The sequence below is a fragment of the bacterium genome, assembly GCA_016708025.1.
GTDB lineage: Bacteria > Zixibacteria > MSB-5A5 > GN15 > FEB-12 > FEB-12.
On record JADJGQ010000003.1, the window covers coordinates 300,886 to 315,885 of the forward strand.

General features: G+C 53.2%; 11 protein-coding genes. 6 read left to right on the forward strand and 5 right to left on the reverse strand.

The window, feature by feature from the left end; genetic code table 11:
• Positions 1–118: 118 nt before the first annotated feature.
• The 4 genes from IPH75_12555 to IPH75_12570 all read right to left on the reverse strand — a co-directional run bounded on the left by IPH75_12555 (position 119) and on the right by IPH75_12570 (position 5,194).
• A complete protein-coding gene (locus tag IPH75_12555; GenBank protein ID MBK7142901.1) occupies positions 119–1,501 on the reverse strand; it encodes a phenylacetate--CoA ligase family protein in 1,383 nt (460 codons plus the stop codon).
• Positions 1,498–2,946, reverse strand: a complete 1,449-nt coding sequence (locus tag IPH75_12560; protein ID MBK7142902.1) for an O-antigen ligase family protein — start codon at positions 2,944–2,946, stop codon at positions 1,498–1,500. The genes IPH75_12555 and IPH75_12560 overlap by 4 nt, the downstream gene beginning before the upstream one ends.
• A gap of 19 nt (positions 2,947–2,965) precedes the next feature.
• Positions 2,966–4,309 (reverse strand): glycosyltransferase family 4 protein, encoded by a 1,344-nt coding sequence (locus IPH75_12565; GenBank protein MBK7142903.1) that lies wholly within the window; start codon positions 4,307–4,309, stop codon positions 2,966–2,968.
• 69 nt (positions 4,310–4,378) lie between these two features.
• Entirely contained in the window at positions 4,379–5,194 is an 816-nt protein-coding gene (locus tag IPH75_12570) for a hypothetical protein (GenBank protein ID MBK7142904.1), read from the reverse strand.
• Positions 5,195–5,811: 617 nt separating this feature from the next.
• On the opposite strand from IPH75_12570, the gene IPH75_12575 reads away from it, so the two are divergent.
• Positions 5,812–8,619, forward strand: coding sequence for a hypothetical protein (locus IPH75_12575; protein ID MBK7142905.1), 2,808 nt, complete (start codon positions 5,812–5,814; stop codon positions 8,617–8,619).
• Positions 8,620–8,784: 165 nt separating this feature from the next.
• On the opposite strand, the gene IPH75_12580 is transcribed toward IPH75_12575, so the two are convergent.
• A complete protein-coding gene (locus IPH75_12580) occupies positions 8,785–9,690 on the reverse strand; it encodes an SGNH/GDSL hydrolase family protein (protein MBK7142906.1) in 906 nt (301 codons plus the stop codon).
• 742 nt (positions 9,691–10,432) lie between these two features.
• Here IPH75_12580 and IPH75_12585 point away from each other — a divergent pair.
• From IPH75_12585 to epsI, 5 genes are all read left to right on the forward strand, one after another.
• Positions 10,433–10,999 (forward strand): hypothetical protein, encoded by a 567-nt coding sequence (locus IPH75_12585; protein ID MBK7142907.1) that lies wholly within the window; start codon positions 10,433–10,435, stop codon positions 10,997–10,999.
• A gap of 262 nt (positions 11,000–11,261) precedes the next feature.
• Entirely contained in the window at positions 11,262–12,200 is a 939-nt protein-coding gene (locus IPH75_12590) for an SDR family oxidoreductase (protein MBK7142908.1), read from the forward strand.
• A 26-nt stretch (positions 12,201–12,226) separates the two neighbouring features.
• On the forward strand, positions 12,227–13,258 hold the full coding sequence (locus IPH75_12595; protein MBK7142909.1) for a glycosyltransferase family 2 protein: 1,032 nt from the start codon (positions 12,227–12,229) through the stop codon (positions 13,256–13,258).
• A gap of 94 nt (positions 13,259–13,352) precedes the next feature.
• Positions 13,353–14,213 carry an exosortase/archaeosortase family protein gene (locus IPH75_12600; protein ID MBK7142910.1) on the forward strand — a complete coding sequence of 287 codons (861 nt, stop codon included), beginning with the start codon at positions 13,353–13,355 and terminating at the stop codon, positions 14,211–14,213.
• Positions 14,192–14,833 carry an EpsI family protein gene (gene epsI / locus IPH75_12605; GenBank protein ID MBK7142911.1) on the forward strand — a complete coding sequence of 214 codons (642 nt, stop codon included), beginning with the start codon at positions 14,192–14,194 and terminating at the stop codon, positions 14,831–14,833. The genes IPH75_12600 and epsI overlap by 22 nt, the downstream gene beginning before the upstream one ends.
• Positions 14,834–15,000: the final 167 nt, after the last annotated feature.

A 15,000-nucleotide genomic window follows, 5' to 3' on the forward strand; every position in this document is an offset into this window, starting at 1 on the left:
CGAATATCGGCCTGGAATTTATACTAGCCTTTATACAAAGTTACAACCCTTCGTTTCAAGGCCAGGGCGAACTCCGAGCTCGCCGACTAACCACCTAACCGATAACATGTTAGGGAATTCAACCGCGGTCGGGACTGGAGACCTTGCCCAGTTCGCTGATCAGCGATCGGACCTTGCCCGACGGATCGCGGGGTATTTCATCGACGACTTCTATCAGAACCTCGATATCGCCGAGAAGTTTCCTCATCTGACCGCGAATGAACGCAAAAGTTGCTTCAGTCGGTTCCGGGCGGCGATTAACTCTGATCAAAAAGCGGGTAACCTGTTGCTGTACTATCTGCAGTTGACCGATCCGGTGTACATCATCGGTGGTCAGGTGATACAACAGCGTATTGCCATTGATCTCCCGACCATCAAGCATAGTGACCCGATCATGGGTGCGACCAACGGTTGAGCCCATCATGGGAAGGTGTCGTCCGCAAGAACATGATTCTGATAATATCCGTCCATAGTCATTGATCTGGTAACGGATCAGCGGGAAGCCGTAGTTGGTCAGGTCGGTGATCAGGTATTCGCCGTCCTGATCGGCAGGCAGTGGCTGACCATCTTTGACGACTTCAAGCAGACTGGTTTCCACGGCGATATGGCGGCCGCGGTGTTGGTTGCATTCGCAGGCAGTATTACCGGTTTCGCGAGAACCATACATGTCAAAGACCCGACATTGGTAGAATTCCTCGAACAGCTCCTTGTCACGCTGATAGAGAACTTCGCCGGTCGACATGATCCCGACCAGTCTCGGGTATTTCAAGTTGTGCTGTTTCAGATACTCGGTGAAACGAAGCAATGCAGAGGGAAAGGCCTTGATCATGCGCGGATTGAAAGCGACTGAATCACGATAGACCTGACCGAGAGAATCTTCGCTTCCCCCTCCGGTATAAGACATCAACTGACGCAGAACATAGCGTTGTTTGATCCGTTGCTTCAACGATTCATCATGGTGAAAGTCGATATGAGCGGGCCAGTAGTAGGCCATCTTGTCACATGGTTCTGCTCCAACCCAGTGTTCATGTCGCCAGGCCATTCCCAGTTTGATATTCAGACTCTCCTGATCGCGGTAAAGGACGGCCTGTTGGCCGGTAGTACCGCCCGTCAATAATTTGTGCGTCTGGGCGTCGCTGAATGACCGCGATCGGATATCATTGCCGTGGTCAAACAGATCTTTTCGCGCGAGGATAGGCAGTTTGACAAGATCATCAGCGGATCGAATATCCGTCGGTTTCAGTCCGCGCTCGTCGAAGATCCGCTTGTAGTAGGGCGTTGTGTCGTAAGCATGGCGTATCAGTGCAGTCAATTTCTGCTGCTGATACTCCAGCAATTGGGAACGCGACCAGAACTGGCTTTCTTCGAAGAATCGCCAGTGAGCCAGCGCAGATTGCCGGTTATCCCGCGACAAAGTCCACGGAAGCGCAAAACGTCGGAGCAGTGAAGCATAGATCGTCATAGGCTTCCCTCTTCGGCGACTGTTCCCTCGGCCTCGGCGGCCGCGGCTGCTTCGTCTTCTTTCATGAACTCCATTTCATTCCGTCTGGCGATCTGTTCCGCCACGACTGTCATCGCCGCCATAAAGTACCAGGTGTATCGATAAGCCGAGTGAGCGAACAGCCCGGTAACCAGCATGGAACCGCAGGTAATGATCGTGGCGCGGGCAAACGGCGCTAGAAATCTGTTCGGATTCGGTCGCGACTCGATCAATTTCACTGTCCTCCAGTTGACGCGGAAGATATCCCGAATGAAACAGAAATAAGCGGTGATACCAACAAGGCCAAGCTCGGCGATCACCTGGATATAGAGACTGTGGGCGTTTAGATACGTTCCAAAGTTTTCGACTCGCGCCCAGGCGAATGCGCCTGCCCCAACTCCGAAGATCGGTTTAGTGAGAAAGAGCTGAAGCCCGTCGATCCAGGAATCGATTCTCCCCTGTGATGACTCATCAAGGTCATCGGAGAAGATCGTCATGTACCGTTCCTTGGAGGCGTCCCCGAGCACGGTCCAGGCGATGAGGGCGAAGGCCAACAGCCCGAATGCCATGACCCCCTTATGTTTCGATTGCCACCAGATCAGGCCAAGAATGGCGCAAAATCCGAGCAGGCCACCGCGGGAGCCGGTGATGATCATTGTCCAGACAAACAGCGCCAGCATACCTCCCATGATGATCTTCTTAAAGGCTGACTTATAGTGGAGGAAAAGATAATAGGTGAAGGGGATCAACGTGTTCATGGTGATCGCGATCCCGTTGAAATTGTCCATGGTGGAATTGCCGCCGGATGCGCGCGTCAGATCTCCCTTGACGATCCCGGCGCCATGATAATATCCCCACATAATATCGAACGAGAGCTTGAAATTCAGGATGAGGAAAAGCCAGAGGAACGTCTCCAGTCGTTTTTGCGTGTCGACATTGAGGATGATCATCAGAAAGAAGATCCCCAGCTTGACCATTTCGATCGTCATGTCGACCGTACAGTCTTTGCAGGCGGAGAGCATCAGCGACATCCCCATCGCGACCAGAATAAACAAGAAGAAGGTGTTGAGCGAACTTCGGGGGATCATGAGGCTGCCGTAACGATACTTGTTGGCAAGCAACGTCATGACCGACAGCGAGCCACCCAGCAGCAACTCAAGGCGGAGCGCCGCCAGGGCAGGGTACATTTCACCGATGCGAAGAGTAAAGACCGCGAGATAGACTACCAGACCAAAGAACTGGTACTTGACCATAATCGTCCCGACCACGATACAGATGATGCCGGCGATCACATAGAGGGGGTCAACGAAAAGAGCCAGCGCACCCATGGTGAGCGAAATGAGAATCAGAGCCGCCCAATAGACATGGGCAGGAGTGATGAACGACTTGCTCGTTCCGACTGTTATGTTCTGATCTCTGAGTGCCATAGGTGCCAAATGCGATCTACTAACCCTGAGCGGTCATTCGGTCGAGGAGCTTTGCCAACTCTCCGGTCAACTGTCGACGGTCAATCTCCGGAATATGCCGGAACATCCGCTTTCGATCCTTATTCGTTTTCCATTTCTGATACAACTGCCGCAGGGTTGCGATCAACTTTTCACGATCCGAGGTATGGAGCGCCGAGCCGGCGTTGTATTTTTCGATCAATCCGGTGGATACACCGGCCGGAGCCAGCGCGAGTATCTCTGTCCCGGCCGCCAGATAATCAAACACTTTGGCCGGGATGACGGTTGCATACTGCTCGCCAAAACCGAGGAACAGCAACAGGCAATCCGCCTGCGGGAAGAGCGGGAGAAGCTCCTTGCGCGATTTAAAGCCGTGAAAGGTCACCCGTCCGGTCAGTCCCAACCGCTCCACTAAGATGGAGTAATCGCGGTCACTATTGCCATAAAAATCGACCTGGACGGAAGTCGGGTCGATTTGGTCCTGGGTCATCCAGCTCTGCAGGCACTCCAGGAAGAAGATCGGGTTGAATTCGCCGTACAATGATCCCGCATAAAAAAAGCGCATAGTGTCGTGTGAGCCGGGAGTGGTAAAGTCTTTAGTCAGGTCAACTTCGCGGTAGTCAAATCCATTGGTAATGGTTGTGACGCGAGAGGCGAGTCGGCCATCGAGGTGGCTCTCCATCTGGCTGCTAAAGCCGGGCGAAGCAGTGGTAACATGCGCCGCGCGCGAAAGAACGCGCCGCTCCCAAAAGCGGTCGTACCGGACAAATGCTTCGGGGTATCGTCGCAAAGGATAGGCATGATTCAGGGTCCAGAGATCGCGAAAATCAACGATATGCGGAAGTTTTGCTGAATGGGCCAGTGCTGAGGCCAAGAGATGCGCCGAGACCGGTGGCGACGATGAAAACACCGCGTCGATCTTCTCCTCGCGAATCACTCTCTTCCCGGTAGCAAAGCCGAGCGGCACCCAGAAGATGGCATGATCCGGAACCGACAAGGCCAGGCGAACGGTTCGCTTGATCGACGAAAGAAATGACTGCCCTGATGCGGCCGGAGCTGTGCTTATTGTTGGAGTTTCGGTGGTTGACTTGGCCTGCGGTTTATTCCCCCGCTGTCTGGCTTCCCATTGCTGCAGAGGTTCGAATGTGCGAGTCCGGTAGATCTTGACGTTGGGAATGTCCGCCAGCGGAGATTCATCCCAGGCAGAATTGGTTCCCCCCTGCACGGTCAGGACGACCGGCTCCCAGCCATATTCAGGGAGAAATTTACAGAAGTTGACCAATCGCTGGCCGCCGACTGCCGCCATGGGCGGAAAAACATATGTAACAATCAGTACTTTTTTCATTGATCGTGTTTCAGACGCGACATCATCCAGTTGACGTCTCATGTAATCGAAGCCTGTAATAGCCTCGTTCTATTTTTTTCCCCACGGTGGCACACCCGCGGTTACCAGCGCTTGTCTGGTCAACTCCGTAATGCGAGCGTAACCCTCTTTCTTGACGTTGATCTGACCGTGGGCAAGGTCGGGATCCAGGAATCCCTCGCTGTTCACCAGCGCGCCATAGGCATCAACCATGGCGATACTATTCGAATCACAGTATGCGCGCAACCAAGTGTTGAATTGCCGCAAGCTATCCATGACGTTGTACGGGACCTCAATTTCGGCATCGAAATCTTCCCCTATCGGCATGACATTGAGGAGGACCGGCGCGATCTGGTTGGCCCGCGCGATATCGATCAGGGAGGCGACATACTCCTGTATCTCTTCGATCGAATTCTCCGGCCGGAAATTGTAAGAGCTAAGCTCGACAACCACGGCGGCAGGCCGCAATTCAACAACATCGGATCGAAAGCGAAGCAGGTATCCGGCCACACGCTGGCCCGAAATGCCGCGATTGATCGCTTCATATTCCGGGAAGCTGGTCGCCAGTTTCCACCAACGGGTCATTTGCGTACCAAAAAAGACTACTCGATTGGATACAAGGGCGTCGGACGCCAGAGCGCGATTTTCTTCGAGGAATTCGGGACGGCCGGAGAGTTGGTCGTTTGCCCGCAAATACTTATCCAGGAAAAAGTTGACATGGTCCCGATAGTCCAGTGCCTTATAAGCGACATAGAAAATGGAGAGATTGCCGAGCAGCGAGAGAATCAGGGCAATTCTCAATAGTCGGTTGCGGTCGCTGCTGTTTGGCGATAACATGGATTTGAAGATGGTAACTATCCCTCTCATTGATGCAATTTCGGCACTCTCTTGACAATATACAGTCTGGTGTATTAAAATAGCAACCAATGCGGCTGTGGTCCAGGAAGGTGCGAGACCGCCAGTCGTAGCGCAAATTATACGTCGCGAAATTACTGCAATCGGACAGGTAACCGCCACATTACGGAATGTTTTGGTTGTTCAGCCGCTGAACAGGTTGTTTCTTTTTTGAGAGCCGCAACCCGTTCCGGGCGGGGACTGCCTGAGGCGTGCATTCTATATCTTCAACTCAGACAACGGGTTGTGGTATTGGGTGAATGTGGCAGTGATTTTGATATACGGTAGCCCGGTGAGGTCTGCGTGGGCCGGCTCGCTCGACGTGAGTATAACAACTCGGGAGTTGATACCTCGGCGAGACGACCTGATACAAACCACGTGTCCTGTCAGACATAGGCCATCACCACGAGAGGAGTAACCTGGAATTCGATTTGCTCATGAAGTAAGCGCCCGATGCCGATTCTGTCAGAAGGACTGATTGACGGCTAGCCGGTAGGAAGGTACTTGACCGGCCGTCTGTCAGGGGCAGAGATGGCTGTCGTGGCTAAGGTTCCAGGATGAATCTTTGGAGTGAAAGGTTTGGATTGTTTATGAAGAGACTCCTGTGGGTGGTCGCACTTGCACTGGTTGCCGGTTCCGTTCAGGCTGGCCGAGTGACGATCACATCCCTGCCGTATACTATCAGCACGTCCAATGACACGTTTTATATCTCCGGGACAAAGCTGAGTTCACAGACGATCGGCCTGAATTTCGCCGCCGGCGTATCCAACGTATTAGTGGATGGCCAGGGGGATACGATTCAGTTCGGCTTGGCCGGTTCCGCACCGACCGGGTCCTCGCCGGTCGTTGGCGATATCGGGATCAAGCTAAATAATGGAACGGTCACCAACGTAGTGATTCGTAACCTGAAAGTGCTACATGCTCCGCCGCAATCGATGCGCGATTCCACTGTCCACTGCTGGGCGCAGGCGGTTCGCTGGGGGCCGTCCAACCGCTACATCCGTTTGGAAGGATGTACCTTCAAAGTAGTGGGACGCAATTCTAAGATCATGTATTCAGGTGGCGGCAGTTACAATAACGACGTCATCAATTGCGTTTTCATAGACAGTTGTCATGCGTACTTGCGCCGTGACTATTGGAACGAACAGGCGATGATCAACCTGCAGGATTTCAATCGCGCCCGTTCGCTTGGCTCTGATTTCCAGTATCACTGGCGTTTTGCCGGTTGTTCGACCGCCGTTGCCTTCTGGAGCAATGTCCACCTTGAGGGAGACAGCACGGTCGCCGATTTCGACAACAACTACTGGTTCACCGATGGCTGGAACTCGCTGTATGGTACCGCTGAGGCGAATTCGATGACCACGGCCACGGAGAACTACTGTATTGCGCTCCGTCAGGGTGATAACGCTATCGCCGACGGTTGCCGGATCAAGATCCGAAACAATCGATTCAGAGCAGGAACCGCTCATAGCGGTGGTCGAGGGATCTTCATTTCCGGTGTCGAGGGTATCAACTACAACTACGATGACAGTTGTATAGCGATCTACAACAATGATTTCAATGTTCACCAGGGATTCGACGGCTACGCGGCCACCATCAAAGGAATCATCATGCGCGAGGACTGGGGAAATGTCCGCGTGCATCATAACAATATCGTGATCCCGATGTACCAGAATCCGCCGAACAATGGGTACGGCCAGGGACCATCGTCGGGTGTACAGATCACTTCCAACTTCGGGTACAATCTGTACATGAAGCACAACACGATCAGCACCTACTTCGTCGACAATTTCTCATTCGATGATCGAGTTGGTTCTGGCGGTGTAGCGGCTTACTGTGTGGTGCTTGATGAAAACGAGATGAATTCCCCCAACCTGCTGATCGACAGCAACACGTTTATCACGAATAACGTGTTCATCCGTTGGGGATTCTTCAATGGACATGGCGGCAATCCGCAGTTCCGAGGCAATACATTCCAGTACTACGGCGGAACATCGCCTAACAATGACAATACCTGGACGGCCTATCTCGGTTATGGCGCACCATCCACGCACCACGCCTACAACAACTTCCTGATCGACCCGATATTCAACAACGGCGTGTCGGAGACACACGTGGTGGTCTCTGATGCCGAGCCGGACTCGCTGCAACTTGGATACAAAGTATCATTGGCCGTGTCGGTGAGAGGAAACAATTCGCTGCCGGTGGCCAATGCGACGGTAACGGTCCGCAACAACTATGGTTTTGTGGTAGGTCAGGGAACGACCAATGGAAATGGTGTCTATACAGCTCTGGTGACCTACCGGAACCTGTTCAACGCGGCGTTCTCCAACCCGGATTCGACCAATTATAATCCATTCTCGATCAAGGCAAAGGTCGGCAACGATTCGACGACCATTTCCTACACGGTCGGCTGGAATACCAAGACCCCGCAAGTTACGTTGGCGAATACCGGTGGCAGTGGTGGCGGCACCGATGTGACCCCGCCAGGGACGATCACCACGCTTGGGGCTATTGCCGGACCGGATCCGGGTTCTGTTCTGCTGACCTGGGATGCGCCGGGGGATGATGACAATACCGGCACGGCGTCCGGCTATTATATCAAGTATTCATCGAATGAGATCAGCAGTGATCTGGCATTCGAAAATGCCACGAGCCTCGAAAATCCGCCGACACCGTCGGCGGCCGGTGTGCGCGACGAGGCATTGATCACCAACCTTCTTCCCGGGCGGGTTTACTATGTCGCTGTAAAGGCATATGACAACGAGGGGAATGTGGGTGAGTTATCAAACGAATCGATCAGTTTCGCCAAGGGGATCGCCCCCCCCTTGGCGGATTCTGTTCGCAACAGTATCCCGTTTGAAGCGGTCAGGCTGTATGCGCATCGTCCGGCATCATATTACCAGATCAACCATGAATACCAGATCGATACCACCGCGGACTTCACCACTCCGCGGATTCTTGTTGATGCGTCTACCAGCAGTAGCTCGAACGTGAGTATCAGTTTTGGCGACCTGACGGTTGGAGAAACCTACCGCTGGCGAGTACGTTCATTTGCCAATGACAGCTCCGACTTTTCGGTCTGGGTTAACGGCCCGCAGTTCCTTTTCGACCCAAACATCTCGACCGGCGGTGAGGATGTGGACACCATCAAGGCGTACCCAAATCCACTGAGGCTGGCAGAGAATCAGTCGATCACCTTTACCGACGTTCCCGCCAGTTCCGAGCTGATCATTCTCACGGTCTCCGGCGAAGTAGTCATGCGATGGGATGTCGACGCCAAGCAAGATATCCACTGGGATGCCAGGAACGAATCTGGTGAACAGGTTGCCTCGGGAACATACCTCTGGTATATCACCGGGACATCCGAACGAGGCAAGCTTATCGTCATTCACTAATTAGTGATTTGTTTTTTTTGAATTCGTCTTCCCAACTTTACACATCTGAATCCGAAGTCTGACTGAGTCGCTCCAGCCATTAGTGTGTCTACCGTATCCATTCCCCAAATAAAAACGGAAGGCAACACGCCCTCCGTCATAAGACTCAACTTGCTAAAGACCTAACTACTTAGCCGCCTGAGGCTGCTGAGCCAGGTTGGCGTTCTGAAATTGTGCCCAGACAGGCTGGAAGAACTGCATAAAGCCGTTAGCCGCCGCCTGATAGCCGGCAATATTGGGATGGGAGTCGCCCGGCCGTTCAGTACGGAACTGCTCCTTGAGCAGATTCTCCGGATTGGCCAGGAGATCAAACAGATCAAAGACCACAAAATTCCGAAGTCCGGTTTCCTGCTGGTAGGCCGGGATAAATTCGTTCTGCAACCACTGGTTGAATGACCGCGCACGGGCGGCGTTTTCCGGCGTGGTCCGCTCGGGAGCCAAAGGCGGAGCCGTCATGTAAACGAACAGCTTGTTGGGGTACTTCTTGAAGGTGGCCGCCAGCGACTTGAAGTAACCGGTGTAGTTATCCATCGTCTTTTGGCGTTGAGCCGGTACCGGGGAGGAGGCATCCGCTGTCCCGATATTGCTGTTCGGATAACAGGATTTGAAGATCACGATATCGTTGGCAAAGCCCTCGGAATAGTACTGGTTTGGATGGGCTTTGAAATTGAAGATCCGTTCCATATCGGATTCGAACTTGGGGGCCCAGTCACACATGTCGGTTTCCTCGCCGATCTCATCCCCGTAAGTAGCTCCGCGAACCAGGACGCCAATATCCAGCAGGCTGTCACGGAGTCCCCCTTGGTTTAGGATTCCCCGGCCTACCGAATGATGCAGAAACACTGCGCGGTGCTCTACCTTGCGGTCAATCATGTCGGTCAAGGTGTTGACTGAGGCGATGCTCTCAGCGTAGGAGTCTTCCATCTTTGCCTGCTGATATTTTAAGGAACGCAGTTCCTTGTAGAGATAGAGCGAGGCCAGAATTCCTACCAGAGCGACTATGACCGAGAGAACAAGCATTGGCTTGCCCATAACTGATCTCCTTTCCAAGATATCTTTGACCGGAAAAACCGTGCTTTAGCGACGAACGGTGCGACATTGCAGACCCGACGCAGGTGGCCAGCCGCACACATACATATTCGGTCCAGTTATTATATCGAAATATCGGCAAATCCGTTGCAGGAAAAAGGCGCTTCCGGGCGGGATCTGACATGGCCCTGGTATTCGATTCTCCTATAACAGGATAGCCGGGCGCTGGTTCCGTCGGAGGACGAGCCACCGGAATGTTATGGCCTTCGTGGCTCTATTTTGGAAACTTTTTGCACAGCCGAGGGTTTAAGGTTCAGTCGTCCGGAAGGAGCTGGTTCGTTTTCTCGTGAAGGTGATTTGTGGGAACACAGGTCAGAGAGAATGAGACAGATCGGGTGACAAATAACAAAAATCTAACGATTAACACAGACTTCTTGGTGCACATAAACGCATATTGTGCGTGTGCTGGCACAGGTTGTTTGGCGTGCATTCCCTCTATGAGATTGTGTACCAAACAGTAAACTGTGTGACGAATTGCGCTGTGGTTGTGCGGGACAGACTGAAATTCCGTTGTCGGTCGAAAGACGGTAATTGAATTTCTGAGCGTTCAGCCAGATAAGTTCCTTGGAAAAAGCTGTCCGATTTCGTATATTGGCAGCGATATTTAGACACTAAGATTCTCGCCTTTTTTACTTCGTAGCTGGGCGACCTAATCACCTCGAATTAAACAGTTTTTGCGGAGTTCATGAGAACGACTAGACTGCTGGTCATACTATTGTTTTGCGCCTTGCCTGTCCAGGCCGGCACTGTATATCTACAGTGGACCGCCCCGGGAGATGATGGCTACAGTGGCCAGGCGACAAAATACGAATTGCGTTATTCCTTATTGCCGATCACCTCGGCGAACTGGAGTAACGCAACGGTGATTCCCAATCTTCCGACTCCAAAACTGGCCGGCGGTAAAGAGAAACTCGAGCTGACCGGTTTTGCCTCAAATACGATCTACTATTTCGCCCTGCGTACCGCCGACGAAAGAAACAATTGGTCGAGCGTCTCCAACAACGCCGTCAAAAAGACCTGTGACAACTGCGTCGGGCAGACGGGAAATGTCAATGGTTCGGCGGATGATCTGATCGATCTATCCGACCTGGCCGTCTTGATCTCCTTCCTGCAGGGGACCGGTACCGGTCTGCAGTTTTGCATGGCTGAGGCGAATGTCAATGGCTCGGCAGATGGTCGTGTTGACCTGTCAGATCTTGCTTACTTCATCAGTTATTTCTTCGGTGGACAGGCACCCCGTACCTGTCCGTAACGATCTCCCTCCCCCCGCTTCAAGCAAATCACTGGCGACCGCCCTGGAATTGGTCCAATTTGAGGATGGACAAGGGCCGGCCTGGGTAGTACTTTAGCTGCGGCTCGCCCCGGTACCGGGAGAGCTGTCCGCCTTGGTGCGCGAAACCTGCCATGCTGTCGGTAGTTAGCTGAATTTATCAATTAGGCGGAGTGGCTTAAGCAGAATCGGTGAACCACCGATATGGTAGTTAGACCTTCAACTTGAACTGGATAGATAGATCATGAAATACCTGGTCACTGGCGGCGCCGGATTCATCGGCTCAAACATAGTAAGACGGTTACTTCGCGACGGCCATACCGTCCGCGTTCTCGATAATTTCTCCTCTGGCAAACGAGAGAATCTTGAAGACATTCAGGCTGAGATCGAGATCCTGGATGGAGATATTCGGGATTACTGGACCTGCGTCCGGGCAACCCGTGGAATCGATATCGTGCTGCACCAGGCGGCGCTCCCCAGCGTCCCCCGGTCTGTCGACAACCCGCTTACTTCCAGCGTGGTAAATATCGATGGCATGCTCAACATGCTCGAATCATCACGGCAGGCCGGCGTCAAGCGGCTCGTCTTCGCCTCATCTTCGTCTGTCTACGGTGAGACGGAAGAACTCCCGAAGCGTGAGGCGATGATCCCCAGTCCGCTCTCCCCGTACGCGGTCTCGAAGATGACCAACGAGTTGTATGGCCGGGTGTACTCGAACCTGTACAAATTCCCGACTGTGGCGCTCAGGTATTTTAATATTTTCGGGCCGCGACAGGATCCCAAGTCGGAGTATGCGGCGGTAGTACCGCGGTTCATAACCGCCTTTATGTCCGGCAACCAGCCGATCGTTTTTGGCGATGGCGAACAGTCACGCGACTTTACGTTCATCGACAATTGCGTCCAGGCCAATCTGCTTGCGGCGACCAGCGACAAAATGGTCGGGCGGGCGTTCAATGTCGGCTGCGGCGGGCAATTCACGCTCAATCAGTTGCTGGATAATCTCCGGAAGATCATGGGCGTAAAGATCGAGGCCCAGTATGCCCCGGCACGTGCCGGCGACATCAAACATTCGTTTGCCGCTATCGAGCAGATCAAAGAGTGCGGTTATAGTCCATCGGTGGGCTTTGTCGAAGGTTTACAGCGGACAGTAGAGTATTTCACTTCGCTCCCCGGCCGTCACTAGCGCCTTTCGATCGAGCAAAGAAAGCAATGACCAGCGACCGTCCGAGCAGCTTGCCGACGATCAGCGTTATCCTGCCGATTCGCAATGAAGAACGCTTCATTGGACAGACTTTGAACTACCTGTTGTCGCAGGATTACCCGATCGACAAGCTGGAGATCATCGTCGTCGACGGTGAGTCGACCGATGAGACCGTCGCAGTGGTGAAGAAGATCGCGGCCAGTGATTCCCGCGTCCGCCTGATCAATAACCCCAGAAAGCTCTCTTCGGCCGCCCGCGCAATTGGCGCATCCAGCGCCACCGGCGACATAGTTACTTTCATCGATGGCCACACGTTCATCGACAACGACCAACTCCTGAAAAACACGGCTCGCTTGATGAGCGAAAAAGATGTCTCGGTACTGAGCCGTCCGCAGTTCCTGGATACACCGGAAAACAACTTCATGCAGCGGGCGATCTCTTTGGCCCGCAAAAGCCCGTTGGGGCATGGTCTGGATTCCACCATTTACATGGCGGAAGAAGCGTTTGTTGATCCATCCAGCTCGGGAGCTTCATACCGCAAAGAGGTCTTTGGTCAGGTCGGTAATTTCGATGAACGATTTGATGCCTGCGAGGATGTGGAGTTCAATTATCGGGTAGCCAAAGCTGGATATCGGTCGTTTACATCGAGCCTGTTGGCTGTCTATTATTATCCCAGAGAATCGTTGGGTGGACTGTTTCGACAACTTAAGCGGTACGGAGTGGGGCGGTTTCGGCTGGCAAGAAAACACCCGGCGACACTTTCGCTCGGTACTCTGATCCCCCCGGCCTTTGTCGTTGGGATAGTGGGGTTGGCAGTGGGGGCGTTTCTAAGTTCTGTGGTGGCACTGCTTTTTGCTGTGGCCGCAGGTATCTATCTCGGTGCCACGATCATGGTGTCTGTCTTGATCGCGTCCAGACACGGTTTTGGCTATTTCCTCTCCCTTCCCCCGATCTTCTGGACAATACACTGGGCCCTCGGTTGGGGGTTCCTGGCTGAACTTGGGCGAACCTGCCTTGGCCGGGGGCCAAAATTCGACTAAATCGGTTCCCCATTCCGAGGTTTAGAGAAATTCCGGAATTGACCACACATATTGGTTGGTTGCGAAAAGTATACTATTTGACGATACTACAGGCATGAATCAGGTTGCCGGCAATCAAGCATTGCTCGCCAAGCACCTCAAAGCCCACCTCTATCCCTATCTGCTACTGGGAGCGATTGTGCTGTTCAGTTTGCCGATCCTGTGGGATCTTGTGGCGGATTGGGTGCGCGACGACAATTACTCCCACGGCTTCTTCATCATCCCGATATCGATCTGGCTGATCTACCGTCAGCGGCACGAGCTGGTCTTCCCGGCCAAACCGGCATCATCCGGTTGGATTCTATTCGGATTGGGGGCTTTCGGGCTGGCGGTGGGCGTGGCCGCGAACGAGTACTTCTCGACCCGCGTAGCGCTCGTTCTGTTGGTGACCGGTCTGGTGCTCTACTATGTCGGGAAAGAGAATTTCAAGAAGATCTGGTTCTCCTTCTTCTTTTTGCTCTTCATGATCCCGATCCCGGCAGTGATCTATAATGCCGCTACCTTTCCCATGCAGTTGTTTGCCTCGGATATCACCGTGAGTATGCTTCAGGCGATCGGGGTGCCCTGTGTCGGCAAAGGAAATGTCATCCAGTTGCCTGAGTATTCGCTTGAAGTGCTGGAAGCCTGTTCCGGACTGCGGAGTCTGGTGACCCTGATGGCGCTGGCGGCCTTGTATGGATACCTGACTTTGCCGGGGAAAGTTCGTCCGGTGATCCTATTCCTCGCGGCGATCCCGATCGCGATCGTCACCAATATCTTCCGCATCTTTTTCACAGCCGTGACCGCTTACGCGATCAGTACGGCGTTTGCCGAAGATTTCATGCATGAAATGTCCGGCCTGTTGGTTTTTATCACGGCCCTGGCGCTCACCCTGATCCTTGGAGGTATTCTGAAGTGGCGAAGAAAACCTTCCTGATCTTTCTCGGACTGGTGATCGCGACTTTTGCATTCTGTGCTGTCGTGAAGTACTATCGCCCGGATCCGGCGCATGGCGTTGAGCTGTCTCAGTTCCCATTGCGGCACGGTGAATGGGTGGCTGAACAACTTCCGATCGCAGCCGGGGTTGTGGACATTCTGCGGCCTGACGCGATCTTCAATGCTATTTACTCTAATCCGCAGGGGGATCAGGTTGATCTGTTCTTCTCTTACTTTGCGGGAGAGAATACGCAGGGTGGAGTCCATTCTCCGCGAAATTGTATGCCCGGTTCAGGATGGGTTATCCTTAAGACTGAGCCAAGATCCATTCCCATCGGAAATGGAGTGATTCCCGCCTCGCGGCTGTATGTCAAATATGGTCAGGCGCTGCGCGTGGTCGACTACTGGTATATTACTTCCCACGGCGAAACCGCCAATGATTATACATTGAAGTTCTACACCATGGTCAGTGCGCTGCAGTTCAAGCCGACCGATGTCGCTTTTGTCCGCTTTGTATCCCCGGCTGATTCCACCAGTCTGGCTCAACTGGATCAGTTTGAGCAAGAGATGTCACAGCAGGTTTACACGCTGCTTCCCTTTGATCCACCAGCCTCGAACTAGACCCGGACGAACTTCCCCTCAAGAATCAATCAAGCAATCGGGCGGCTGCTATACCTAGTTGCGTCTGGTTTTAATCGATACAGTAGACCGCTGTAGGCGAATCTACGGAGGCGTGGCAATGCAACCGCAGTTCGCTTTTGTGCAAGAGACTTATCTCAAATCAGAGG

Bases quoted from the DNA above. Each gene is read 5' to 3' on its own strand.
- IPH75_12555 (MBK7142901.1), bottom strand. From the start codon at position 1,501: ATGACGATCTATGCTTCACTGCTCCGACGTTTTGCGCTTCCGTGGACT.
- IPH75_12560 (MBK7142902.1), bottom strand. From the start codon at position 2,946: ATGGCACTCAGAGATCAGAACATAACAGTCGGAACGAGCAAGTCGTTC.
- IPH75_12565 (MBK7142903.1), bottom strand. From the start codon at position 4,309: ATGAAAAAAGTACTGATTGTTACATATGTTTTTCCGCCCATGGCGGCA.
- IPH75_12570 (MBK7142904.1), bottom strand. From the start codon at position 5,194: ATGAGAGGGATAGTTACCATCTTCAAATCCATGTTATCGCCAAACAGC.
- IPH75_12575 (MBK7142905.1), top strand. From the start codon at position 5,812: ATGAAGAGACTCCTGTGGGTGGTCGCACTTGCACTGGTTGCCGGTTCC.
- IPH75_12580 (MBK7142906.1), bottom strand. From the start codon at position 9,690: ATGGGCAAGCCAATGCTTGTTCTCTCGGTCATAGTCGCTCTGGTAGGA.
- IPH75_12585 (MBK7142907.1), top strand. From the start codon at position 10,433: ATGAGAACGACTAGACTGCTGGTCATACTATTGTTTTGCGCCTTGCCT.
- IPH75_12590 (MBK7142908.1), top strand. From the start codon at position 11,262: ATGAAATACCTGGTCACTGGCGGCGCCGGATTCATCGGCTCAAACATA.
- IPH75_12595 (MBK7142909.1), top strand. From the start codon at position 12,227: ATGACCAGCGACCGTCCGAGCAGCTTGCCGACGATCAGCGTTATCCTG.
- IPH75_12600 (MBK7142910.1), top strand. From the start codon at position 13,353: ATGAATCAGGTTGCCGGCAATCAAGCATTGCTCGCCAAGCACCTCAAA.